This window comes from Derxia gummosa DSM 723, assembly GCF_000482785.1.
In the GTDB taxonomy this organism is placed as follows: Bacteria; Pseudomonadota; Gammaproteobacteria; order Burkholderiales; family Burkholderiaceae_E; genus Derxia; species Derxia gummosa.
Genome location: NZ_KI519499.1, coordinates 252,678 through 275,729 on the forward strand (window position 1 = coordinate 252,678; position 23,052 = coordinate 275,729).

Annotated in this window: 22 protein-coding genes; 8 read left to right on the forward strand and 14 right to left on the reverse strand. The window is 68.8% G+C overall.

Annotated elements, in window-relative coordinates:
• Nucleotides 1-165: 165 nt before the first annotated feature.
• Both plsY and glk read right to left on the reverse strand, forming a co-directional pair.
• A complete protein-coding gene (gene plsY, locus H566_RS0118515; RefSeq protein WP_028312606.1) occupies nt 166-786 on the reverse strand; it encodes a glycerol-3-phosphate 1-O-acyltransferase PlsY in 621 nt (206 codons plus the stop codon).
• A 127-nt stretch (nt 787-913) separates the two neighbouring features.
• Nucleotides 914-2,956, reverse strand: coding sequence for a glucokinase (glk, locus tag H566_RS26265; RefSeq protein ID WP_084545272.1), 2,043 nt, complete (start codon nt 2,954-2,956; stop codon nt 914-916).
• 91 nt (nt 2,957-3,047) lie between these two features.
• Here glk and H566_RS0118525 point away from each other — a divergent pair, with 91 nt between their 5' ends.
• Complete coding sequence (locus H566_RS0118525) at nt 3,048-4,139, forward strand: oxidoreductase (protein WP_028312607.1); 1,092 nt, start codon at nt 3,048-3,050, stop codon at nt 4,137-4,139.
• 1 nt (nt 4,140) lies between these two features.
• On the opposite strand, the gene H566_RS0118530 is transcribed toward H566_RS0118525, so the two are convergent.
• From H566_RS0118530 to H566_RS0118555, 6 genes are all read right to left on the reverse strand, one after another.
• Nucleotides 4,141-5,253, reverse strand: a complete 1,113-nt coding sequence (locus tag H566_RS0118530) for an ABC transporter ATP-binding protein (protein WP_028312608.1) — start codon at nt 5,251-5,253, stop codon at nt 4,141-4,143.
• 37 nt (nt 5,254-5,290) lie between these two features.
• The gene (locus H566_RS0118535) at nt 5,291-6,076 is read right to left on the reverse strand and encodes a carbohydrate ABC transporter permease (protein WP_084545369.1); all 786 of its coding nucleotides are present in this window, start codon (nt 6,074-6,076) and stop codon (nt 5,291-5,293) included.
• An 88-nt stretch (nt 6,077-6,164) separates the two neighbouring features.
• Nucleotides 6,165-7,100 (reverse strand): carbohydrate ABC transporter permease, encoded by a 936-nt coding sequence (locus H566_RS0118540; RefSeq protein WP_028312610.1) that lies wholly within the window; start codon nt 7,098-7,100, stop codon nt 6,165-6,167.
• A 325-nt stretch (nt 7,101-7,425) separates the two neighbouring features.
• Nucleotides 7,426-8,391, reverse strand: coding sequence for a hypothetical protein (locus tag H566_RS0118545; RefSeq protein ID WP_028312611.1), 966 nt, complete (start codon nt 8,389-8,391; stop codon nt 7,426-7,428).
• 152 nt (nt 8,392-8,543) lie between these two features.
• The gene (locus H566_RS0118550; RefSeq protein ID WP_028312612.1) at nt 8,544-9,875 is read right to left on the reverse strand and encodes a maltoporin; all 1,332 of its coding nucleotides are present in this window, start codon (nt 9,873-9,875) and stop codon (nt 8,544-8,546) included.
• A 230-nt stretch (nt 9,876-10,105) separates the two neighbouring features.
• Complete coding sequence (locus H566_RS0118555; protein ID WP_028312613.1) at nt 10,106-11,362, reverse strand: ABC transporter substrate-binding protein; 1,257 nt, start codon at nt 11,360-11,362, stop codon at nt 10,106-10,108.
• A gap of 369 nt (nt 11,363-11,731) precedes the next feature.
• Here H566_RS0118555 and pgl point away from each other — a divergent pair, with 369 nt between their 5' ends.
• The 6 genes from pgl to H566_RS0118585 all read left to right on the forward strand — a co-directional run bounded on the left by pgl (nt 11,732) and on the right by H566_RS0118585 (nt 16,029).
• A complete protein-coding gene (pgl, locus tag H566_RS0118560; protein WP_028312614.1) occupies nt 11,732-12,427 on the forward strand; it encodes a 6-phosphogluconolactonase in 696 nt (231 codons plus the stop codon).
• Entirely contained in the window at nt 12,411-13,379 is a 969-nt protein-coding gene (locus tag H566_RS0118565; RefSeq protein WP_028312615.1) for a glucokinase, read from the forward strand. The genes pgl and H566_RS0118565 overlap by 17 nt, the downstream gene beginning before the upstream one ends.
• Before the next feature lie 33 nt (nt 13,380-13,412).
• Complete coding sequence (locus H566_RS0118570) at nt 13,413-13,997, forward strand: GNAT family N-acetyltransferase (protein ID WP_051378982.1); 585 nt, start codon at nt 13,413-13,415, stop codon at nt 13,995-13,997.
• Nucleotides 13,998-14,224: 227 nt separating this feature from the next.
• Nucleotides 14,225-14,794, forward strand: a complete 570-nt coding sequence (locus H566_RS0118575) for a hypothetical protein (protein ID WP_028312617.1) — start codon at nt 14,225-14,227, stop codon at nt 14,792-14,794.
• Between the two features lie 25 nt (nt 14,795-14,819).
• Nucleotides 14,820-15,251, forward strand: a complete 432-nt coding sequence (locus tag H566_RS27710) for a DUF2845 domain-containing protein (protein ID WP_169732554.1) — start codon at nt 14,820-14,822, stop codon at nt 15,249-15,251.
• 211 nt (nt 15,252-15,462) lie between these two features.
• Nucleotides 15,463-16,029 carry a hypothetical protein gene (locus tag H566_RS0118585; RefSeq protein ID WP_028312618.1) on the forward strand — a complete coding sequence of 189 codons (567 nt, stop codon included), beginning with the start codon at nt 15,463-15,465 and terminating at the stop codon, nt 16,027-16,029.
• Between the two features lie 8 nt (nt 16,030-16,037).
• On the opposite strand, the gene ybaK is transcribed toward H566_RS0118585, so the two are convergent.
• The 6 genes from ybaK to grpE form a co-directional block, all read right to left on the reverse strand.
• Nucleotides 16,038-16,532: a Cys-tRNA(Pro) deacylase gene (gene ybaK, locus H566_RS0118590; protein WP_028312619.1), complete on the reverse strand. Its 495-nt coding sequence runs from the start codon at nt 16,530-16,532 to the stop codon at nt 16,038-16,040.
• A 47-nt stretch (nt 16,533-16,579) separates the two neighbouring features.
• Nucleotides 16,580-17,494 (reverse strand): site-specific tyrosine recombinase XerD, encoded by a 915-nt coding sequence (gene xerD / locus H566_RS0118595; RefSeq protein ID WP_034412202.1) that lies wholly within the window; start codon nt 17,492-17,494, stop codon nt 16,580-16,582.
• A complete protein-coding gene (dnaJ, locus tag H566_RS0118600) occupies nt 17,494-18,636 on the reverse strand; it encodes a molecular chaperone DnaJ (protein WP_028312621.1) in 1,143 nt (380 codons plus the stop codon). Before dnaJ ends, xerD begins: the two co-directional genes overlap by 1 nt.
• A gap of 182 nt (nt 18,637-18,818) precedes the next feature.
• Complete coding sequence (gene dnaK / locus H566_RS0118605; RefSeq protein WP_028312622.1) at nt 18,819-20,768, reverse strand: molecular chaperone DnaK; 1,950 nt, start codon at nt 20,766-20,768, stop codon at nt 18,819-18,821.
• A 94-nt stretch (nt 20,769-20,862) separates the two neighbouring features.
• Entirely contained in the window at nt 20,863-21,282 is a 420-nt protein-coding gene (locus H566_RS26275) for a YbbN family protein (protein WP_245591406.1), read from the reverse strand.
• A 17-nt stretch (nt 21,283-21,299) separates the two neighbouring features.
• Complete coding sequence (gene grpE, locus H566_RS0118615; RefSeq protein ID WP_028312624.1) at nt 21,300-21,854, reverse strand: nucleotide exchange factor GrpE; 555 nt, start codon at nt 21,852-21,854, stop codon at nt 21,300-21,302.
• A gap of 191 nt (nt 21,855-22,045) precedes the next feature.
• Here grpE and H566_RS26280 point away from each other — a divergent pair, with 191 nt between their 5' ends.
• Entirely contained in the window at nt 22,046-23,050 is a 1,005-nt protein-coding gene (locus H566_RS26280; RefSeq protein WP_051378984.1) for an alpha/beta hydrolase family protein, read from the forward strand.
• The last annotated feature ends 2 nt before the right edge of the window (nt 23,051-23,052 follow it).

Sequence of the window (23,052 nt, forward strand, 5' to 3'; positions counted from 1 at the left end):
GCCATTCCCCCGATGCGAACGCTTGCCGACCGACGGCCGAAATGACCGCCCCAGCGGCAAGGTTTTTCAGGGACGCGAATTTCTCACATCACACGCGCGCGCGAGGTCATGGGCGGATCCGGGGCGAGTCTGTCCACGTAACAGCCCGGTGCTTCGAGGCGCGGCTCAGACGGCCTTCTTCGCGCCGAGCTTGCTTTCGGTGCCCGCACGCAGCCGCGCGACGTTGGCGCGATGACGCCAGACCAGCAGCAGCGCCATCGCCAGCACCGCGAGCGTGATCGCGTCGATGCCGCGCATCGCGGCGCTCGCCACCGTGGCCACGAAGGCCGCCGTGATCGACGACAGCGAAACGTAGCGGCTGAGCTTCACCACCACGACGAAGGCGCCGAGCGCCGCGAGCGCGAGCTGCCAGCTCAGGCCGAGCAGCACGCCGAGCGCCGTCGCCACGCCCTTGCCGCCCTGGAAGCGGTGCCACACCGGATACAGATGGCCGAGGAAGGCCGCCAGCGCGACCGCGCCGATCACGTCGGCGCCGAAGCCGTACTCATCGGCGACGAGCCTCGCCAGCCACACCGGAAACCAGCCCTTGAGCGCATCGAACAGCAGCGTGAGCAGCGCGGCGGCCTTGTTGCCCGAGCGCAGCACGTTGGTGGCGCCCGGATTGCCCGAGCCGTAGCTGCGCGGATCGGCGAGCCGGAACAGCTTCGAGAAGACGATGGCGAAGGAGATCGACCCGATCAGATAGGCGGCCACGACGGCGATCACGGCTTGCTGGCTCATGTGCATCCCTGGAAAGAAACGGCGCGCATGTTAACGGGCGCCGCCGGACGGGCCAGGGCGTGCGACACCATCGCGGCCCGGGCCGGCGACGGCGCGGCGTTCCGGCCCTGCCGCCTCGGCCGCTGGCACGCGCTCAGCCGTTGGCGTGCGAGATGATCGACGCGAACGCCCCGCCACCCGCGTCGCCGAACAGCTCGCGCAGCTCGGGCGACTGCTGCATCTGCCGCACCGCGAGGCCGACCGCCAGCACGTCGATCGCGAGCAGATGGAGGATGCGGCCGACCATCGAGATGTAGCGCTTGTTGTCCTCTACGTGATCGACGGCGATCGTCTCGGTCGCGCGGCGCGCGAGCGGCGAATGGCTCGGCGTGATGGCGATGACGCTCGCGCCCGCGGCAAGCGCCAGATCGACCGAATGCAGGATGTCCGGATGCTTGCCCGAGCTGGACACGGCCACCACCACGTCGCCGGCGCCGAGCAGGCTCGCGGCCAGTTCCTGGAGGCTGGCGTCGGAATAGGCGACGGTCGGGATGCGGAAGCGGAAGAACTTGTGCTGGCCGTCGAGCGCCACCACGCCGGAATTGCCCATGCCGTAGAACTCGATGCGCCGCGCGCCCTGCAGCAGGTTGATCGCGCGCTCGACCGCCTGGGTGTCGAGCAGGTCGCGAAAGCGCACGATGGCCGAGATCGTGTTGTCGAGCACCTTGGCGCTCAGGTCGGGCGCGGCGTCGCCGAGCTTCACCGAGCTGTGGCGCACGGGCACGGTACCGGTCAGACCCGAGGCGAGCTTGAGCTTGAAATCGGCCAGCCCCTGGAAGCCGAGCGAGCGGCAGAAGCGGATGACGGTCGGCTGGCTCACGTCGGCCTGGCGCGCGATCTCGGCGATCGGCTCGCCGATGAAGACGCGCGGATGGTCGAGCAGCCAGTCGGCCACGCGCTGCTCGGCCGGGCTCAGTCGCTCGCGCGCGGTGCGGATGCCGTCGAGCAGCGGCGTCTCGTCGGCGAGGCTGTCGAGATGCGCGGCGAGGATGGCGCCGACGCCGAGGAAGGCCGGATTGGGCGCGGTGATGAGGTAGGTCGGGATGTCGCGCAGATAGCCCTCGAAGCGGCCCTTGTGCTCGAAGCGCGCGCGGAAGCCCGAGCGGTCGAACAGCTCGCCGAGGCGCGGCACCACGCCGCCACCGATGTAGATGCCACCCACGGCGCCGAGCGTGACCGCGACGTCCGACGCGACCGTGCCGAGCATGCGGCAGAAGCATTCGACGGTGTCGAGGCAGAGCGCGTCGGCGGGATCGACGGCGGGCGAGCCCGGCGTGCTGCCTGAGGCCAGAGCGGTGTCGCTAGCCGCCGCGCCGGAATTGCCAGCGCTTGCAAGCCGCGCCGCATCGGCTGCCGCCATCGCCCGCTCGACGATCTCCGGCGCCCTGAGCGCGGGCGCCTCGACGCCCGCCTGCTCGGCCAACGCGCGCAGCGTCAGCTCCATGCCGGGGCCGGACACCAGCCGTTCGTAGGACACATGGTCCAGCTCGCCCCAGGCGAATTGCAGCAGCGCGATCTCGCGCGCGTCCATCGGCGAAAAGCTCACATGGCCGCCTTCGGAGCCGAGCGTGATCCAGCGGTCGTCGGCCGGGATCAGGCCCGACACGCCCAGGCCCGTGCCCGGCCCGATCAGCCCGATCACGCTGTTCTCGCGCGGCGCGCCGCCGCCGATCTGGCGCACGTCGTCGGGCCCGAGCAGCGGCAGCGCCATCGCCAGCGCGGTGAAGTCGTTGACGACGAGCAGCGTCGCGAGGTCGAGCGCGCGGCGCGTTTCCTCGATCGAGAAATGCCAGTCGCGGTTGGTCATCTTCACGAAATCGCCGTCGATCGGATTGGCGATCGCGACGGCGGCGTGACGCGGGCGCGGCGCGGTCTGCATGGCGAGATAGGCGCGCATCGCCTCGACGATCGAAGGATGGTCGTCGCAGGCGAGTACCGCCACGGACTCGACACCGCCGCCCGGCCATTGCAGCGCGAAGCGCGCGTTGGTGGCGCCGATGTCGGCCAGCAGGCGGGGCGGTTCGCCCGCGGGCGCGCGGCGCGGCGCGGCGCGGTCGGCCGACAGTTCGGTGTCCTTCTCGTTGGCGGTGACCGGCCGGTCGGCCGCGCGGCGCGGCGATGCGTCGTTCTTTTTCATGTTTGGACGTGAGCGCCTGGAAACGGCGCGTGCGGACGATCCGCCGATGCTAACTTGGCCGCCCGCCTCACCTGCCTTGCGCCGTCCGCCCATGTCGATTCCCCTTCGTTGCGCCCTGCTCGGCTATGGCTATGCCGGCAAGACCTTCCATGCGCCGCTGATCGCCGCCGAGCCCGGCCTGCAACTCGCCGCCGTGCTGTCGAGCGACGCGGCGCGCGTGCATGCCGACTTTGCCGGCATGCCGGTCACGCGAGATGCCGACGCGCTGTTCGCCGATCCGGCGCTCGACCTCGTCGTGATCGACACGCCCAACGACCTGCATGCGCCGCTCGCCCGTGCCGCGCTGCTCGCGGGCAAGCATGTGGTGGTGGACAAGCCCTTCACGCTCACGCTGGCCGAGGCGCGCGAACTCGCCGCGCTGGCCGCCGCGCACGGCCTCGTGCTGTCGGTGTTCCAGAACCGGCGTTTCGATGGCGACTTTCTCGCGCTGCGCGAGCTGCTCGCGGCCGGCACGCTCGGGCAGCTGGTGCAGCTCGATTCGCATTTCGACCGCTTCCGTCCCGAGGTGCGCGACCGCTGGCGCGAGCGCGACATCCCGGGCGGCGGCCTGTGGTACGACCTCGCGCCCCATCTGCTCGACCAGACGCTCTGCCTGTTCGGCCTGCCCGCGAGCATCACCGCGCGCATCGCCACGCTGCGCCCGGGCGGCGCGGCCTGCGACTGGTGGCAGGCCCGGCTCGACTATGGCGCGCATCAGGTCTGCCTCCAGGCGTCGATGATCGCCGCCGGACCGATGCAAAGGTTTGCAGCCTTCGGCACGGCCGGGGCGTGGTTCAAGTCCGGCCTCGACATGCAGGAAGACCGGCTGCGTGCCGGCGGCGGCCCGCGCGACGCCGGCTTCGGCCTCGACACGATCGCGCCACGCCTGCATCTCGGCGATGACGCCGTCGGCACGGCGCAGCCCGAGCCGGTCGGCGACTACGCGCGCTACTACGCGGGCATCGCGCAGGCCGTCGCTGCGATGAAGGCCGGCGATGCCGCGCGCGCCGCCGCACTCAATCCGGTGCGCCCGGCCGAGGCCGTCGCGCTGATGGCGCTGCTCGAAGCCGGGCTGCAATCGAGCGCCGAGGGCCGCGTCATCGTGCCCGCGCTCACCGACGCGGAACGCGCCGCCCTCGGCTGACTCACGCGATCCGCTGCTCCGTCGCCGGATCGAAGAACACCGCCTTCGACAGGTCGAAGTTCAGCGCCATCGTCTCGCCGGGCTGGCGCGCATGGGCAGGATGCACGCGGCAGGTCACGCCCTTGCCGTTGATCGGCACCAGCACCAGCGTGTCGGGGCCGGTCGGCTCGATCAGGCTCACGGGCAGCTCGGCCGTGCGCACATGCTCGGGCAGCGGCACGCCGTCCTGGAAGTGCGTGATCTGCTCGGGCCGGATGCCGAACACCACCTCCCTGCCCTCCCAGGCCTTGAGCCGACTGTCCGCCGAGACCGCCGGGAACACGTAGCTGCTCTTGCCGCCATCGAGCCGCACGCCGTAACCGCCGCCGAGCGACTCGACCTTCGCCGGAATGAAGTTCATCGACGGTGACCCCATGAAGCTCGCGACGAACAGGTTGGCCGGGTTGTCGTAGATCTGCTGCGGCGTGCCGAACTGCTGAAGCTCGCCGGCCTTCATCACCGCGATCTTGTCGCCGAGCGTCATCGCCTCGATCTGGTCGTGGGTCACGTACACGATGGTCGTGCCCATGCGCTGGTGCAGCAGCTTGATCTCGGTGCGCATCTCGACGCGCAGCTTGGCGTCGAGGTTGGACAGCGGCTCGTCGAACAGGAACAGCGCCGGATCGCGCGCGATCGCCCGGCCCATCGCCACGCGCTGGCGCTGGCCGCCCGACAGCTGCGAAGGCTTGCGGTCGAGCAGATGCTCCATCTGGAGCGTCTTCGCCACGCGGTTGACGATCTCGTCCTGCGTCGCCTTCGGCACCTTGCGGATCTCCAAGCCGAAGGAGATGTTCTCGCGCACGCTCATGTTCGGGTAGAGCGCATAGCTCTGGAACACCATGGCGATGTCGCGGTCCTTCGGGCTCAGGTCGTTGACGACGCGATCGCCGATGCGGATCTCGCCCGAGGTCACGCTGTCGAGCCCCGCAATCATCGACAGCAGCGTCGACTTGCCGCAGCCCGACGGGCCCACGAGGATGAGGAACTCGCCCTTCTCGATCTCGATGTCGATGCCCTTGAGGATCTCGACGTTGTTGTAGCTCTTGCGGACATTGCGGATGGAAAGCGCGCCCATAAGCTGTCTCCCGATTGAATCTTTATGAGAACGGGCCTCAGCCCTTGACCGCGCCGGCCGTCAGCCCGCGCACGAAGTACTTGCCCGCCACCACGTACACGAACAGCGTCGGCAGCGCGGCGATGATCGCGGCGGCCATGTCCACGTCGTATTCCTTCACGCCGGTGCTCGTGTTGACGAGGTTGTTGAGCGCGACGGTGATCGGCTGGCGCTCACCCGACGAGAACACCACGCCAAACAGGAAGTCGTTCCACACCTGGGTGAACTGCCAGATCACGCTCACCACGAAGATGGGCACCGACAGCGGCAGGGTGATGCGGCGGAAGATCAGGAAGAAACCCGCGCCGTCGATCTTCGCGGCCTTGACCAGCTCGTCCGGAATCGTCACGTAGTAGTTGCGGAAGAACAGCGTCGTGAACGCGAGGCCGTACACCACATGCACGAAGATGAGCCCGCCGGTCGTGCTCGCGATGCCGAGCGCGCCGAGGGTGCGCGCCATCGGCAGCAGCACGACCTGGAAGGGAATGAAGCAGCCGATCATGAGCAGGCCAAACAGCGTGTCGCTGCCCCGGAAGCGCCACATCGTCAGCACGTAGCCGTTGAACGCGCCCATGAGCGTCGAAATGAGCACCGACGGCACGACGAAGCTGACCGAGTTCCAGAAATAGCCGCGCATGCCGTCGCAGGTAGAACCGGTGCAGGCCGACGACCAGGCCTTGCTCCAGGCGTGCAGATCGAGCTGGGCGGGCAGCGACAGCAGGTTGCCGGCACGGATCTCGTCGGCCGTCTTGAAGGACGTCGAGAGCATCACGTAGAGCGGCATCAGGTAGTAGAGGCAGACGGCCGCAAGCAGGCTGTACACCACGTAGCGGCCCCAGCCGGGCGCGCCCGGCGGGCGGGTTGCAGCGATATCAGCCACGGCGAGCGCTCCTGAGTTCGGAAACCATGAAGGGCACGATCACCGCCACCACGATCATGAGCATGACCATCGCGCTCGACGCGCCGAGGCCGATCTGGTTGCGCGTGAACGCATAGGTGTACATGAAGGTCGCGGGCAGGTCGCTGCTGAAGCCGGGGCCGCCGTTGGTGAGCGCCATCACGAGGTCGAAGCTCTTGATCGCGATGTGCGCCAGGATCATGAAGCTGGAGAAGAACACCGGCCGCAGGCTCGGGATGATGATGCGGCGGTAGATCGTGGGCAGCGAGGCGCCGTCCACCTGGGCCGCCTTGATGATCGAGTCGTCGATGCCGCGCAGGCCCGCGAGGAACAGCGCCATCACGAAGCCCGACGACTGCCAGACGCCCGCGATGACGACGGTGTAGATCGAGAAGTCGGGGTCGATAATCCAGTCGAACTTCACGCCGGCAAACCCCCAATCGTGCAGCACCTTTTCAACGCCGAACTCGGGGTTGAGGATCCATTTCCATGCCGTGCCGGTAACGATGAAGGACAGCGCCATCGGGTACAGGTAGATCGAGCGGATGAAGCCCTCGGCCCGCACCTTCTGGTCAAGCAGCACCGCGAGCAGCAGGCCGACGGCCATGCAGATCACGATGAACAGCCCGCCGAAGATGGCGAGGTTCTTGAGTGCGAGCCACCAGCGCTCGTTGGCGAACAGCGCCTCGTACTGCGCGAGGCCGGCCCATTCATAGCGCGGCATGAGCCGCGACGGCGTGAACGACAGGACGGCGGTCCAGGCGATGTAGCCGTAGATGAAAAGCAGCGCGCACACGAAGGTGGGCGCGAGGACGATCTTCGGCATCCAGGCCGAGGCAAGGTCGCAGATGCGGCAATGCCTGGGCGGTGCGGTCGATGCGTTGGCGACTGGCGTCATGGTGAGGTCCATGCGACGCACTCCGGAAGAAGCCGCGCGGAGCGCGCGCGGGGTTGATCGGACACCGGCGGTGGGACTCGGCGGCCCCGGCCGGCAAACGCTTGCAATGGCTGCGGCGAGTGCCTTGATTGTAGTTTGACTACTTCAACAGCAACACCGCCACTCGCGCGCGAAACTACCAATTTCCCCAAGGGAAAACCCTTGAAATGCCGGCGTTCAAGGGAAAATCCGACGTAGAACGGGGTGAAGACACTGTCCGGCAGCCTCACGATCGTCAGTCCATCACGCCATTCGCTACATCACTGCAGCAGCATTTATGTTGTTTGACTACATGCACTCAGAGCGCGTCGAGAATGGCGCGGCGCTTGGCGCGGTATTCGTCGTCGCTGATGAGCCTCTGCTCGCGCAGGCACTCCAGCGTGCGCAGGCGCTGCTCGATGCGCTCGGGCGTGTCGGCGGAGGGTGCGGCAGGCGGCGTCGCAATCGGCGCGGGCTGCGCCGCCGGTGGCACGGGCGGTTGTGCGGAGGACGGTTGCGCGGAAGACGGAGAGACAGTTGGCGGCGCCGGCGGCGCACTCACCGGAGCATTCACAGGCGCGCCGACCACCGGCGCAACCGGCGCCGCAACCGCACACCCCGGCAGCGCGAACGCCACCCAGTCCTCGCGCCCCGCCACCGGATGCGTCACCGCCGCGCCATCGATCGCCGCGAACCTGTCGAGCGCCGCCTTGCGCGCGCCCGGCGTGAACGGCCGCAGATAGCTCGACGCCCTCACCTCCTGCTCGAAGCCGTAATGCACGAGCCCCGCGATCAGGTTGAGCTGCCCACCACGCGCGAACACCCGCGCGCTGTTGGCCGACAGGCCCAGATAGCGCCCCAGCTCACCGCGCCGGCCGCTGGTGGCGATGGCGATGTCCTCGTCGGGCTTCGCGGCTGAAAGCGCTTGCACGAGTGGCGGGACGAGCGTGTCGAGTTCGGCCGGCGTGAACAGCGGCGGCTCGCCACCGAGCATGCCGCCGCGCGTGCGCAGGCCCGCGAGCGTCGCGCGCAGCGCGGCGGCGTCGGGCGCGCAGGCTGGCGGCGCGTCGTTAGGCGGCGCGCCATCCTCGATCTGCTGCACGCGCACGAAGGCATAGGCCGAGCGCTGCACGTAGTAGCGCAGGCCGGGCGTGCTGCCTTCGCCGCCGTTGACGACCTGGTTCGGGAAGGCGGCGGTGATGTCGGGTTCGCCGCTGCCGGCGCGCGGCGCGGCGCAGCCGGCAAGCATCGCGGCGAGCAGGACGGAAAGGATGCGGATGCGCATGGAAAGGACTCCTTCGGAGAGCGGTCATCGTCGCCGGCCCGCGCGCTCGGGCGCGTCCGGACTTGCCCGCAAATGAAAAAAGGGAGCCCGAAGGCTCCCGAAGGATCAAGACCGTCTGGAGAGGAGCGAGTCTTGAACGAAGGCTGGGTGCATCAGAACCAGGTCTCGAACTGGGCGCCGACCGTGGTGCCGCTGGTGGACGTGGCGTAGGCGCTGGTGCCGGTCAGGCCGCGCGCGCCGCCGAGGGTGTTGGCGGCGTCGTTCCACTTGGCGAAGGTCGCGAACACGCGCAGTTCGGGGCGCTTGAAGAAGCCGGGGCCGGGACGCAGCACGATGGGCGCGACCGTCAGCTTGGTGAGCTGGGCGGTCTTGCCGTCGGCCGTCGAGCCGGTGCCGTCGAGCTTGACGCGGTCGAAGCCCAGTTCCACCGCCGACGCGGCGTACTGCGCCCACTGGTACACCGGTCGCACGCCGATCGAGCTCCAGGTGCGCGACGCGCCGCTGATGCCGTTGAAGTTGTCGTCCTTCTGGTAGAGCGCGACGCCGTTGATCGCCAGCTCCGTCACGGGCTGAGCGACGAGGTTGTCGATGACGCGCCAGGCCCGCCAGCCGGCGGCCGTCGCGGGCACGAAGCCGTAGGCGCCGGGGTCGCCGGTGTTGAGGTTGGCGCCCGCGTCCTTGCCGTACTGCACGACGAACTTGTTGGCGCCGCCGAGCACCTGGCTCTGCGTGTGCTCCAGCGTGAGCGACCAGCCGTTCTTGATGCGCGCCGCCTCGGGCGTGGCATCGGACTTGTCCTGGCTGCGCAGGTCGGCGGCGATCTCCAGCACGCCGTCGGTGTTGACGGGGATCTTGCTCCAGCGCGCGTCGAAGGTCGTGCCGGTCGGGCTCGTGGTCGGGTCGAAGCTGCTCGCGCTCTGCTGGCTGCGCAGCACCGCGAGGCTGAGCTTGCCGGTGCCGATGTCGAGGTTCTCCATGCCCGCGCCCTGGCCGCGCGAGCCGATGTAGAAGAAGTCGTTGATGTGCACATCATGGCGCTGGTAGTAGCGCCGGCCGACCCAGAAGGTCGCCGTCTTGATCGCGCCTTCGCCCACGCCCGTGACGCCCACCCAGTTCTGGCGCAGGTCCCAGCCGATCGGCTGGGCGCCGCTCACGCTGCCGTTGTTCTGCGAGCCGTCGTTGTAGTAGCCGAACATGATGTCGTACACGAAGCGCGGGCCGTCCTTCACCTCGAAGATGTTGGCGAGCATCTCGAACTCACCGTAGGTGCCGCATTCGTTGCCGAAGCGGTACTTGCTCACGCCGGCGAGGCCGAAGCAGACCTGGTCGCCGCCCTTGTTGGCGGTGGCGAAGCCCGAGCGGGCATAGCCCTTGAACTGGAACGGTACCGGCGCGTCTTCGGCGGCGGCGGGCGCGGCGGCGAAGGCACCGAGGCCGGCGATGGCGGTGACGATCGGAAGCTGGCGGATGCGGAAGATCTTCATGGTCTGGCTCCGTGGTTTGCCGGAACGCGGGCGCGAGTCGGCCCCTCGCCCCGGCGGGCGATTTTCGAAAGGCGTGATTCGGGTTGTCGGCCGCGCGTGGCGGCCTGGTCGTGTGTCGGCCGCGCGCGGCGGCCCTGCGCTCCGGGCGGAGCGCGCGTCGCGTCATCGGCGACCGGGCCGCGCGGCCCGGCGCCATCGACGCGCCGGCCGGAGTCGGCCGGCGGGCGGGCTTACTTCGTCTTCGCGGCGGCGGCGAGCTTGGTGGCGGCTTCGGCCGGCGTCATCGAGCTGCTGTGGAAGAACTGCGTCACCACGTCCTGCATCGCGCCCTGGGTGGACTCGGGCACGGCCATCTTGTGGGCGATGGTCGGCAGCAGCGTGCCGGCCTTGGCGTCGGCGGCGAAGTCGGCGGCCGACTTCTTCGCGCAGTCGTCGAACTTGCTCAGATCGACGCCCGAGCGCACCGGGATCGAGCCCTTGTTGAGGTTGAACACCTCCTGGAACTCGGGGCTCATGACAGCGCTTGCAAAGTCGCCGCGCGCCTTCTTCGCGTCGGCGCCGGCCTTGTCGAACATCACGAAGCTGTCGATGTTGAAGGTGAAGGCGTTGGCCGTGCCGGGCGCCGCCACGCACACATAGTCCTTGCCCGGAACCTTGCCGGCGGCGGTGAACTCGCCCTTGGCCCAGTCGCCCATGAACTGCATCGCGGCCTTGCCGCTGATGACCATGCCGGTCGCCAGGTTCCAGTCGCGCGTGGCCGAATCCTTGTCGATGTACTTGCGCACCACAGCCAGGGTCTCGAAGGCCTTGACGGTGGTCGGGCCCTTGAGTGTCGCGTCGTCGAGCTGGACGAAGGCCTTCTTGTAGTAGTCGGCGCCGCCGACGCCGAGCGCGATGCTCTCGAAGGTCGTGAAGTCCTGCCAGGGCTGGCCGCCGTGGGCCACGGGGATGAAGCCGGCCTTCTGGATCTTCTCGGCCGCCACGGCGAACTCGGCCCAGGTAGTCGGGATGGTGGCGCCGGCCTTCTTGAACACTTCGGGGTTGGCCCACATCCAGTTGACGCGGTGCACGTTGACCGGCACGGCAACGTAATGGCCCTTGTATTTCATGATGTTAGCGACCACCGGCGGCAGCAGCGAATCCCAGTTGCCGGCCTTGGCCACATCGTCGATGTCGGCCAGCACGCCCTCGGCGCCCCATTCCTGGATGCTCGGGCCCTTGATCTGCGCGGCGGTTGGCGGGTTGCCCGACACGATGCGCGACTTGATGACGGTGGCCGCGTTGTCGCCGCCGCCGCCCGCGACGGCAACGTCCTTCCACTTGTTGCCCTTGCTCTCGACCATCTTCTTCAGCTCCGTGGCCGACTTGGCCTCGCCGCCGGAGGTCCACCAGTGCAGCACCTCGACATCGGCCGCGTGAACCTGGGGAGCAAGCAGCGCCAGCGCGACGAACGCGGCGCAGCCCGCCTTGGTGAAGGTGGAATGCATGTCATCTCCTCGTTGGTGGACGGGCAGCTTTTGCCGCCTCGAAACCCGGCCTGACCCGGTGCAATGAAGTGTAGTTTGCCTACATTCAGAATCGCAACGGCTGTTTCCCAATCCAGGAGTGCGATTGGCGACTCACGAGGGATGAACGCATATCTCCAAGGGAAAATCCTGATGTCCGGCTGCAGCAAGAACAACGACTCCGCCGTCGAATCGTTATCCGGCCGACATTCCCATGCTTACCCCGGGTTTGATTAAGCGTTGTTTTACTACATACTCAATCGCAAGACAGGGGCAGACGAGGCGGGACGCGGTCGCGCGGCATGATTGCCGACCGCCCAACACCCGCCGGGCAGACCTCGGAGACAAGAGATGAGCATCGACTTCCATGAATTTGCCGATACCGCCAGCCTCGACGCCGCGCTGGCCGATTTCGTCGTCGCGCGCCTGGCCGACGGCATCGCGCAACGCGGCCGCGCGAGTCTCGTCGTGTCGGGCGGACGAACGCCGCGCGGCCTGTTCACGCGACTGTCCCGGGCCGACCTCGACTGGTCGAGCATCGACGTGACGCTCGCCGACGAGCGCTGGGTGCCGAACGACCATGCCGACAGCAACGAGCGCAGCGTGCGCGAGGCCCTACTGGTCGACCGCGCGGCGACCGCGCGCTTCCTCGCCCCCTTCGACGGTTCGGCCACGGCCGAGGCCGGCTGCGCCGCTTGGCGTGCCGGACTGGCGAAGTTCACGCGCCCCTTCGACGTGCTCATCCTCGGCATGGGCAACGACGGCCATACCGCCTCGCTGTTTCCGGATGCAGCCGAGATCGGCACCGGCCTCGATCTCGGCAACGATGACGACTGCCTCGCCGTGCACCCGACGCTCGCGCCGCATGCGCGCATCTCGCTCACGCGCAAGCGGATTCTCGACAGCCGCTGCCTCGTGCTGCATGTGACCGGCGCCGACAAGCGCGAACTGCTCGAACGCGTGATGGCCGAGGGGCCGGTCGAGCAGTACCCGATCCGCCTCGCCTTCCAGCAAACCGACGTGCCATTCCATGTCTTCCGCACCTGATTCCTGGCCGCGCCTCGTCGGCGACATCGGCGGCACCAATGCCCGCTTCGCGCTGATCGCGGCGCCGGGCGCGCCCATCACCGACGCGCGCACCCTGCCCTGCGCCAGCCATGCCGGCCCGCGCGAGGCGATCGACGCCTATCTGGCCGAGGGCGGTCTGCCGCGCCCGCGTGCCGCCGCCATCGGCATCGCCAACCCGATCACGGGCGACGCGGTGCGCATGACCAACAACCCCTGGCGCTTCTCGATCGAACAGGTGCGGCGCGAGCTGGGCCTCGACCGGCTGCTGTTCATCAACGACTTCACCGCGCTGGCGCTCGCCCTGCCTACCCTTGCGGCCGACGAACTGGTGCAGATCGGCGGCAAGGCGGCGGTGCCGGGCAAGGCGCTGGCGCTGCTGGGCGCGGGCACCGGTCTGGGCATCTCGGGCCTCGTGCCGCATGGCGAGCGCTGGGTGCCGCTCGAAGGTGAAGGGGGACATGTGACGCTCGCCGCCTTCGACGCGCGCGAGGCGCGGGTGGTGGAAGCCCTGCGACGGCGCCACGGCGGCCATGTGTCGGCCGAGCGCGTGCTGTCCGGCCCCGGGCTCGAAGCGCTGCACGCGGCGCTCGCCGAGGTGGACGAGCTGCCCGCCGACGGGCTCGACGCCGCCGCCATCACCGGCCGCGCCCTCGCCGGCGGCTGCGACCGCTGCGCCGCGACCGTGGACATGTTCTGCGCAATGCTCGGCACCGTTGCCGCCGATCTCGCGCTCACGCTGGGCGCGCGCGGCGGCGTGTACATCGGCGGCGGTGTGGTGCCGCGCCTCGGCGAGCGCTTTGCCTCCTCGCCGTTCCGCGCCCGCTTCGAGGAGAAGGGGCGCTTCGGCGACTACCTCGCGGGCATTCCGGTGTTCGTGATCCACGCCGACTATCCCGCGCTGCGCGGCGCGGCACGTGCGCTCGACGACTGAAGCGACGGGGCTGGGCGGGACTAGCATCGCGCCATGATCGATCGCGCCCCCTATCCCGCCGACTTCCCGCTCGTGACCGAGCGCCTGCTGCTTGCCGCCTCCGACCCGACCGACGCCGCCGCCCACGCCGACTACCACCGCCGCAACCGCGCCCACCTCGCCGCCACCAGCCCGCTGCGCCCCGACGGCTGGACCACCGAGCAGTACTGGCGCGTGGCCCTCGCCCGCGAACGCGACGAACTGCGCGCCGGCAGCGACATCGCGCTGTCGATGCGCCTGCGCGCCGATCCCGACGGCCCCATCGTCGGCATGTGCAAGTTCAGCAACCTCGTGCGCGGCGCCTTCCAGGCCTGCCATCTCGGCTACTCGCTCGACCATGCCCATACCGGCCAGGGCTACATGACCGAGGCGCTCGACGCCGCCATCCGCTACGCCTTCGACACCCTCGGTCTGCATCGCGTCATGGCCAACCACCTGCCCGAGAACGAGGCCAGCGCGCGCGTGCTCGCGCGCCTCGGCTTCGAGCGCGAGGGGCAGGCGCGTGCCTATCTGAAGATCGCCGGCCGGTGGCGCGACCATGTGCTCAACGCGAAGATCAATCCCGCCCTCCCCGACTGATCCCGGCGCCGGTCCGCCGCACGCCCGCCCGGTCGCCCCGCGATCGTCGCCCGCCCCGCTCGGCCGCCCAGGCCGACCGACCGGCGCCCGTCGCGCACGGCCGGCGGTCGCAGCCGTCCGCCCCGCAGCCCGCGCTTGCAGCGCCGATGGGGGGCGCGAGAATCGTGGAATCCGTGATTTGCATCACGAAATTTCCGACCGCTGCTGCTGCGACGATCACATCTGTCATGCGAACCGACCGCGCCCCGACCCTACGCCGCCTGCTCTTCCTGCTCACGCTCAGCGCGGCGAGCTTCGTCGGCTGCGTCAAGCTCAGCGAAAGCTTCAGCGACCGGCTGGCCGGATTCGCCGGCAGCCGCACCGCCGCCGCGCCCACGCTCCAGATTGCCGGCAATGGCGTGCGCGCCACGTCCGTCGACGGCCAGGGGCACGCCACCAGCTACGAGGTCGCGCGCGCCGACCTGGGCGAAGCCGAACTCGGCGCGCCGCTCTATCCCGGCGCGCGCCTGCCCGCCGACGGCGGCACCCGGCTCGCGGGCGCCAGCAGCGAACTGCTCGTCATGCGCCTCGGCACCCGCGACGCGCCAGCCATGGTTGCCGCCTTCTACCGCGAACAGCTGCGTGCCCGCGCCGACGGACGCCAGCTCATCGACCTGACCGAGCCCGACGGCGAGGCCGTCTTCCTGCTGACTCGGGCCGACAGCACCGCGATCCAGGTCCGCGTGCGTTCCGATGCGGACGGTGGCAGCGAAATCACGCTCACCGCCCAGCGCTCGCCGCGCCCGGCGCAAAGCTGATCCCGACCGACGGCCCGACATGACGGTGCCCGTCCTCCCCGATCTGCCGACGCATCGGCCGCGACGCTCCGCCCGCTCGCGCGCCGACCGGCCTGCTGTTGCCGCGCCGGGACGCCCGTGGCCTGCACTTGCCGCGCTCGCGCTCGTCGTCGCCGCCTTTGCCGGCACCCCGGCGGCGCGCGCCGATCAGGTCAGCGCCCTGCGCTGCGACGGCGGCATCATCGACATCGGCGATTCGGTGCTGACGGTGCAGCGCAAGTGCGGCCCGCCGGCCTATGCGATGCGACGGGAGGTCGCGCTGGAAGGCATCGACCGCTTCGGCTGGGTGCGCGTGATCGGCAGCGTCATCGTGGACGACTGGCTCTACAACCTCGGCCCGACGCGCTTCCAGGCCCGCGTGCTGCTGCGCGACGGCCGCGTCTGGCGCATCGAGAGCCTCGACGACCGGGGTTTCTAGTCGGTCCGGGCGTGGCTGGTGGCTGGTGGCTGGTGGCTGGTGGCTGGTGGCTGGTGGATGGTGGCTGGTGGATGGTGGATGGTGGCTGGTGGATGCGGCGGGCGGCGGGCGGCGGGCGGCGGGCGGCGGGCGGCCAGTGTCGTCTTCGCCACCGCGACCCACCCGATTTCGTGACTTAATTCACGACTTTCAACTCCCGCCGATTCGAGTCATGCGCGCCACCCGTCTCCTCCTCATTGCCACCTGCCTGCCCCTTGCCCTCGCCGCCTGCGGCAAGGCCACCGAAGTCGCGGGCGACAAGCTCACCGAAAAGATGGTCGAGCGGCAGATGGAACAGAACGGCGTCACCAACGCCAAGGTCGACATGGCCGACGGCGGCGTGCGCGCCAGCTTCACCGACGAGAAGGGACAGCAGGGCCTGGTCGACATGGGCAAGGCCGACGTGAAGGAGGCCGACCTCGGCCTGCCCTTCTACCCCGGCGCGACGCCTGGCGGCGAAGGCAGCACCCGGATCATCAACGAAGGCACCGAGATGGTGACGGTCAGCCTCACGAGCGCCGATGCGCCCACCAAGGTCGCGGAGTTCTACCGCGAGCGCCTGCGCGCCCTGGCCAAGGGGCGTCAGCTGCTCGACATGGCCGAGCCGAGCGGCGCGGCCACCCTCATGCTCAGCGACGGCGACAAGGCCGGTGTCCAGGTGCATGTGAAGGCGGGTGCCGACAACGCCGGCAGCGAGATCACGCTGGTCGCCCACCACCCGGTGAAGACGCCGGGCTGACGGCGGCGCTACTTCTCCTGCCCCACCGTCACCGGCCGGGCGCCGAGCGTGCGCACGAGTTCGGCCGGATCGAGACTCACGAGAAAGCCGCGCCGCCCGCCATTGATGTAGATGCGCGGCAGATCGAGGATGGTCTGCTCCACGAACACCGGCATTGCCTTCTTCGTGCCGAAGGGCGAAGTGCCGCCGACGAGATAGCCGCTGTGCCGGTTGGCCGTCTCGGGCGCGCAGGGCTCGATGGCCTTGACGCCGGCCGCGCGTGCAAGCGCTTTCGTCGAGACGGTGTGGGTGCCGTGCATGAGGATGATGAGCGGCTGCTTCTTCTCGTCCTGCATCACCAGCGTCTTGATCACGCCGTATTCGTCCACGCCCAGTTCGCGCGCCGACACGCTGGTGCCGCCGTGTTCCTCATAGGCATAGCTGTGCGGCTCGAAGGCGACGCCGTGCTTCTTGAGAAAGAGCGTCGCCGGGGTCTCGGCGCTGGCGGTCTTGTCGCGGGCCATGATGTGCTGAAGCGGTAGCGCGGATGCGGCTTTGCGGCGGCGCCGCCTCAGCCGCGCGGATGGTGCTGCTCGTGCAGCTGACGCAGCCGCTCGCGCGCGACATGGGTATAGATCTGCGTCGTGCCGATGTCGGCATGACCGAGCAGCATCTGCACCACGCGCAGGTCGGCGCCGTGGTTGAGCAGGTGGGTGGCGAAGGCGTGGCGCAGCGTGTGCGGCGACATCGGCACCTCGATTCCAGCCTTGAGCGCATGGCGCTTGACCAGCACCCAGAACATCTGCCGCGTCATGCCCTCGGCGCGGTTGGTCACGAACACGTCGTCGCTCTGGCGCATGCCAAGCAGCGACGGCCGCGCCCGCGCGAGGTAGTGGCGCAGCCAGTCGACCGCCTCCTCGCCTAGCGGCACGAGCCGCTCGCGCGCGCCCTTGCCGAGCACGCGCAGCACATGGTCGTCGAGGCTGATCTCGAACATGCGCAGCGACACCAGCTCGCTCACGCGCAGGCCGGTCGCGTACATCACCTCAAGCATCGCGCGGTCGCGCAGGCCGAGCGGCGTGCCGGTGTCGGGCGCGTTCAGCAGCGCATCGACCTGGGCCTCGGTGAGCGTGTCGGGAAAGCGCGGTGCCTGGCGTGCCGAGTCGATGTTGAGCGTCGGATCGGCCACGACGTGGCGCTCGCGCAGCGCCCAGCGGAAGAAGCCGCGCAGGCTGCTGAGCCAGCGGTTGGCCGAGGTCGGCTTGCTGCCCTCGAAGCGCTCGGCCAGATAGCCGGCGATGTCGGCGCCCGTGGCCTCGGCCAGCGGCGTGCCGCGCTTCTCGGCCCATTCGGCAAAGCGCGCGATGTCGGCGCGATAGCAGCCGAGCGTGCTGCGCGCGAGGCCCTGTTCGAGCCAGCACGCATCGATCCAGCCGTCGATCAGCAGGGCGCTCGCGGCATCCAGGCGCCCCGCCGCCAGCGCCATCACTTGAAGAACTCGCTCACGCGATCCATCCAGCTCTTGCTCTGCGGCGAATGCTTGGCGCCGCCGGCCGAGAGCGTCGCCTCGAAGTCGCGCAGGATCTGCTTCTGCTTGTCGGTCAACTTCACCGGCGTCTCGATCGACACGTGCACGTAGAGGTCGCCCGGATAGCCCGAGCGCACACCCTTCACGCCCTTGCCGCGCAGGCGGAAGGTCTTGCCGCTCTGCGTGCCCTCGGGGATGGTGATTTCGGCCTTGCCACCCAGCGTCGGCACCACCACGTCGCCGCCGAGCGCCGCCGTGCTGAAGCTGATCGGGATCTGGCAATGCAGATCGTCGCCGTCGCGCTCGAACACGTTGTGCGGCTTGACGTGGATCTCGACGTACAGGTCGCCCGGCGGGCCGCCGTTGGGGCCGGGTTCGCCGTTGCCGCTCGAGCGGATGCGCATGCCGTCGTCGATGCCGGCCGGCACCTTGACTTCGAGCGTCTTGGTCTTGCGGATGCGGCCGACGCCGTCGCAGTTGGTGCAGGGATCGGGCACGACCTTGCCGCTGCCGTGGCAGCGCGGGCAGGTCTGCTGGATGCTGAAGAAGCCCTGCTGCACGCGCACGCTGCCCTGCCCCGAACACGTGGGGCAGGTCTGGGGCTTGGTGCCCGGCTTGGCGCCGCTGCCGTGGCAGGTCTCGCACTCGACCCAGCTCGGCACCTTGATCGTGGTGTCGAAGCCGTTGGCGGCCTGCTCCAGCGTGATCTCCATCTGGTAGCGCAGGTCGGCGCCACGGAAGGAGCGCGCGCCCTGGCCGCCGCGTCCGCCCTGGCCGCCGAAGATGTCGCCGAAGATGCCGCCGAACAGGTCGTCAAGGCCCGCGCCGCCGGCGCCGCCGAATCCGCCCTGGAAGCCGGCACCGGCCGCATTGGGATCGACGCCGGCATGACCGTAGCGGTCATAGGCGGCGCGCTTGTTCGCGTCGGACAGCATCTCGTAGGCCTCCTTGGCCTCCTTGAACTTGTCTTCGGCGCTCTTGTCGTCCGGATTGCGGTCCGGGTGGTACTTCATCGCGAGCTTGCGATAGGCCTTCTTGATTTCCTCTTCGGAGGCGTTCTTCGCCACGCCGAGGATTTCGTAATAGTCGCGCTTGGCCATGATCCAGTGAGCAATGCAGGAACGGTTGTCGGCGATCGGGGCTGCGCCCTCGCGCAACCGGTCCTCAACACCAAAACGCCGCGTGAGGCGCGCGAGCGGGCCTTGGAGCCAGCCCGCGTCCGCACGCGGCACTCTGTGAAACGTCGCGGCCGGCGGAGTGGACCGGCCGCGCGCGACAGGCATCAGTCGCGCTTCACTTCCTTGAACTCGGCGTCGACCACGTCGTCCTCCTTCGCGCCACCGGCCGAGGCACCGGCCGCGCCCGCGGCCGCACCCGGCGCCGCGCCGCCAGCCGCCTGCGCGGCCTGGGCATCGGCGTACATCTTTTCGCCGAGCTTCTGCGACGCGGTAACGAGAGCGTTGGTCTTGGCCTCGATCACTTCCTTGTCGTCGGACTTGAGCACTTCTTCCACGTCCTTGATCGCGGCTTCGATCTTTTCCTTCTCGGTGGCATCCAGCTTGTCGCCGTACTCGGTCAGCGACTTGCGCACGCTGTGCACGAGGCCGTCGGCCTGGTTGCGCGCGGTGGCGAGTTCCACGCGGCGGTGGTCTTCTTCCTTGTTCGCCTCGGCGTCCTTGACCATACGCTGGATCTCGTCCTCGCTCAGGCCCGAGTTCGCCTTGATGGTGATCTTGTTTTCCTTGCCCGTGCCCTTGTCCTTGGCGCTCACGTGCAGGATGCCGTTCGCGTCGATGTCGAAGGTGACTTCGATCTGCGGCACGCCGCGCGGCGCGGGCGGGATGCCTTCGAGGTTGAACTCGCCCAGCGCCTTGTTGCCGCTGGCCAGCTCGCGCTCGCCCTGGTAGCACTTGATCGTCACGGCCGGCTGGTTGTCGTCGGCGGTGCTGAAGGTCTGGCTGAACTTGGTCGGGATGGTCGTGTTCTTCTGGATCATCTTGGTCATGACGCCACCCAGCGTCTCGATGCCCAGCGACAGCGGCGTCACATCCAGCAGCAGCACGTCCTTGCGGTCGCCCGCGAGCACCGAGCCCTGGATGGCGGCGCCGACAGCGACGGCTTCGTCCGGGTTCACGTCACGGCGCGGGTCCTGGCCGAAGAACTCCTTCACCTTCTCCTGCACCTTGGGCATGCGGGTCATGCCGCCGACCAGGATCACGTCCTGGATGTCGCCGACCTTCACGCCCGCATCCTTGATGGCGATGCGGCAGGGCTCGATCGTGCGCTCGATCAGGTCCTCGACCAGGGCTTCGAGCTTGGCGCGCGTGAGCTTGAGGTTCAGGTGCTTCGGACCGGTCGCGTCGGCCGTGATGTACGGCAGGTTGATTTCGGTCTGGCTCGACGACGACAGCTCGATCTTGGCCTTCTCGGCCGCTTCCTTCAGGCGCTGGAGCGCGAGCACGTCCTTGCCCAGATCGACGCCCTGCTCCTTTTTGAACTCGCCGATGATGTAGTCGATGATCCGCTGGTCGAAGTCCTCGCCGCCGAGGAAGGTGTCGCCGTTGGTCGACAGCACTTCGAACTGCTTCTCGCCGTCGACGTCCGCGATCTCGATGATCGACACGTCGAAGGTGCCGCCGCCGAGGTCATACACCGCGATCTTGCGGTCGCCCTTCTCGTCCTTCTTGTCGAGGCCGAAGGCCAGCGCGGCCGCGGTCGGCTCGTTGATGATCCGCTTCACTTCCAGGCCCGCGATGCGGCCGGCGTCCTTCGTGGCCTGGCGCTGCGAGTCGTTGAAGTAGGCCGGCACCGTGATGACGGCTTCGGTCACTTCCTCGCCGAGGTAGTCCTCGGCGGTCTTCTTCATCTTGCGCAGGACTTCGGCGCTGATCTGCGGCGGCGCGAACTTCTGGTCGCGCACGCCGACCCAGGCGTCGCCGTTGTCGGCCTTGAGGATCGAGTAGGGCATCAGGTTGATGTCCTTCTGCACTTCCTTTTCTTCAAACCGGCGCCCGATCAGGCGCTTGACCGCGAACAGCGTGTTCTTCGGGTTCGTGACCGCCTGGCGCTTGGCCGAGGCACCGACGAGGATCTCGCCGTCTTCCTGGTAGGCGATGATCGACGGCGTGGTGCGCGCGCCTTCCGAGTTCTCGATGACCTTCGGCTGGCCGCCTTCCATGATGGCGACGCAGGAGTTGGTCGTGCCCAGGTCGATACCGATGATCTTGCCCATGTGTCCTGTCCTTTCTGGCACCCGTCCCGTCTTCTCGTCGCGGGCCGGGGGAATGAATTGATCTGGCAGTGAGTTGGTTACGTTTTGCGCGGATTCAAGGGGCAGGCGGCGAATCGGGCGCGAGCACCGGATCGTTGGCCGCCTCGCGCGGACCGGCGAGCCGCGATTGCAGCTCGCGCACCGCATTCACGAAGGCACCGATGCCCGGCCAGCCCGTGATGCGGCCGAGCCGCTTGCCGTCCTTGAAGAAGAAGAAGGCCGGCACGCCATGCAGCGCGAAACGGCGGCCGAGCCCGGCGTCGGCGTACACGTCGGCATGCAGCCAGCGCAGGCCGAGCCCGTCGATGCGCTCGATCTGCTGCATCGCCTGCTGCTTGAAGATGCCGCAGTTGAAGCAGTCCTCGCCCCAGAGGTAGATGGCGACCAGCCGGTCACCGGCGGCGGCGAGGTCGGCGTCGAGACTCGCGCTCGACGTCGCGCGCATGTCGAGCCGCGCGAACAGTTCGTCGGCCAAGTCCGTGCCGCCCGCGATCACTTGGGCGCGGCGACCGACACGAGCGCCGGGCGCAGCACGCGCTCGGCAATCATGTAGCCCTTCTGCATCACCGAGACGACGGTGTTCGGCTCCTGCTCGGCCGGCACCATCGCGATGGCCTGGTGCTTGTGCGGATCGAACTTCTCGCCCACCGGATTGATCGCGACGAGCTTGTTCTTCTCGAAGGCCTGGGTGAGCTGGCGCAGCGTGATGTTCACGCCCTCGCGGTAGCTCTCGACGGTGGCGTTCTGCACCGCGAGCGCGGCTTCGAGCGAGTCGGCCACGGCGAGCAGCGATTCGGCAAAGCCCTCGATGCCGAACTTGTGCGCCTTGGCGACGTCGTCGGCGGCGCGGCGGCGGATGTTCTCGCCCTCGGCGCGGGCGCGCATGTAGAGGTCGGCGCTCTCGGCGGCCTTGGCATTGGCGGCTTCGAGTTCGGCGCGCAACGCGACGATCTCGGCTTCGGGCGAGCCGGCGGCGGGTGTGTCGGATTCGGTACGGTTGACGGCCTCGGCGGCGGGCGCGGCGGCGGTGGAGTCGAGTTCGGGCATCCCTGTATCCGTTGAATGTGTTCTGTGCCAAAAGCCTTGCGAATCAAGGCACTGCGCCGTCCGGCGCTGGCTTCGGGAGCCGACATGCGGTCGGCGGCCGCAATTTCAAGAGAGTCACCAAGCGATTTGCTTACAAACCGGGAGATTGCGGCCGCCAGATGGCCGGGCACCGGCCGCTAGCATTCGACCCCATGATTCGCGCCCGCCGTTCCCTGTCCACCGTCTGTTTCCTGCTGTTCTGGCTGGGCATGGCCGGTCTGGCGGCCACCGCGCATGCGCAAGGCATGCCGGGCAGCTATCCGGTGCAGGTGGTCGATCAGGTGTGGCGCGATGAATCGCGCGGCCGCGACATCCCGGTACGGCTGCGCATTCCGCAATCGCGCAATGCAGGTGAGCGCTTCCCCGTCATCATCTATTCGCACGGCCTCGGCGGCGACCGCGACAGCGGCGCGGCTTGGACCGAGCACTGGGCTGCCAACGGCTATTTCGTGGTGCAGATCCAGCATCCCGGCAGCGATGCCATCTTCGTTGACTCGCTGCCGGGCGACTGGGCGGCGGTCAAGCAGGTGCGGAACTTCGCCATTCCCAATCTCGTGCCGGCGCGCGCCTTCGACGTGCGCTACGTACTCGACGAGCTGCGCCAGCGGCCCGAAAGCCGGCTGATCGATCTGGGCCGGGTCGGGCTGGCCGGCCATTCCCTTGGCGCCTACACGGTCCAGATCCTCGCAGGTCAGCGGGCCAGCGCGCGGCTGCCGGTGCTGGCCGACACACGCATCCGAGCCGTCATCGCGCTGAGTCCGGCGGTACGCAACCGGGTTGATGCCGAGACGCAGTTTTCGGAGGTGAGGATCCCCTTCATGTCGATCACCGGCTCGCGCGACCAGGACCGTCAGGGCCTCGCCGACGCGCCCGAGGAGCGCACCCGCCCCTTTTACGCGATGCCGCCGGGCGGCAAGTACCTGCTGGTGCTGCACGGCGCCGACAACGCGGTGTTCGGCGGCAATCCGGGCATGTCGAACCAGCCGCGCGAACCGGGCGCGGCGGCCTTCGACGGTCATGTGGCGCATGTGGTGCAGCTGTTCAGCCTCGCGTTCTGGGATGCCTATCTGCGCGATATCCCCCAGGCCGAGCAATGGCTCAAGGGCCGCAACAACCGCCGCGAACTCGCCGACGACGATCGCTACGAGCGGCGCTGACG

Coding starts and splice junctions, on each gene's coding strand:
- plsY (WP_028312606.1), bottom strand. CDS start 786: ATGCACATGAGCCAGCAAGCCGTGATCGCCGTCGTGGCCGCCTATCTG.
- glk (WP_084545272.1), bottom strand. CDS start 2,956: ATGAAAAAGAACGACGCATCGCCGCGCCGCGCGGCCGACCGGCCGGTC.
- H566_RS0118525 (WP_028312607.1), top strand. CDS start 3,048: ATGTCGATTCCCCTTCGTTGCGCCCTGCTCGGCTATGGCTATGCCGGC.
- H566_RS0118530 (WP_028312608.1), bottom strand. CDS start 5,253: ATGGGCGCGCTTTCCATCCGCAATGTCCGCAAGAGCTACAACAACGTC.
- H566_RS0118535 (WP_084545369.1), bottom strand. CDS start 6,076: ATGCCGCTCTACGTGATGCTCTCGACGTCCTTCAAGACGGCCGACGAG.
- H566_RS0118540 (WP_028312610.1), bottom strand. CDS start 7,100: ATGGACCTCACCATGACGCCAGTCGCCAACGCATCGACCGCACCGCCC.
- H566_RS0118545 (WP_028312611.1), bottom strand. CDS start 8,391: ATGCGCATCCGCATCCTTTCCGTCCTGCTCGCCGCGATGCTTGCCGGC.
- H566_RS0118550 (WP_028312612.1), bottom strand. CDS start 9,875: ATGAAGATCTTCCGCATCCGCCAGCTTCCGATCGTCACCGCCATCGCC.
- H566_RS0118555 (WP_028312613.1), bottom strand. CDS start 11,362: ATGCATTCCACCTTCACCAAGGCGGGCTGCGCCGCGTTCGTCGCGCTG.
- pgl (WP_028312614.1), top strand. CDS start 11,732: ATGAGCATCGACTTCCATGAATTTGCCGATACCGCCAGCCTCGACGCC.
- H566_RS0118565 (WP_028312615.1), top strand. CDS start 12,411: ATGTCTTCCGCACCTGATTCCTGGCCGCGCCTCGTCGGCGACATCGGC.
- H566_RS0118570 (WP_051378982.1), top strand. CDS start 13,413: ATGATCGATCGCGCCCCCTATCCCGCCGACTTCCCGCTCGTGACCGAG.
- H566_RS0118575 (WP_028312617.1), top strand. CDS start 14,225: ATGCGAACCGACCGCGCCCCGACCCTACGCCGCCTGCTCTTCCTGCTC.
- H566_RS0118585 (WP_028312618.1), top strand. CDS start 15,463: ATGCGCGCCACCCGTCTCCTCCTCATTGCCACCTGCCTGCCCCTTGCC.
- ybaK (WP_028312619.1), bottom strand. CDS start 16,532: ATGGCCCGCGACAAGACCGCCAGCGCCGAGACCCCGGCGACGCTCTTT.
- xerD (WP_034412202.1), bottom strand. CDS start 17,494: ATGGCGCTGGCGGCGGGGCGCCTGGATGCCGCGAGCGCCCTGCTGATC.
- dnaJ (WP_028312621.1), bottom strand. CDS start 18,636: ATGGCCAAGCGCGACTATTACGAAATCCTCGGCGTGGCGAAGAACGCC.
- dnaK (WP_028312622.1), bottom strand. CDS start 20,768: ATGGGCAAGATCATCGGTATCGACCTGGGCACGACCAACTCCTGCGTC.
- grpE (WP_028312624.1), bottom strand. CDS start 21,854: ATGCCCGAACTCGACTCCACCGCCGCCGCGCCCGCCGCCGAGGCCGTC.
- H566_RS26280 (WP_051378984.1), top strand. CDS start 22,046: ATGATTCGCGCCCGCCGTTCCCTGTCCACCGTCTGTTTCCTGCTGTTC.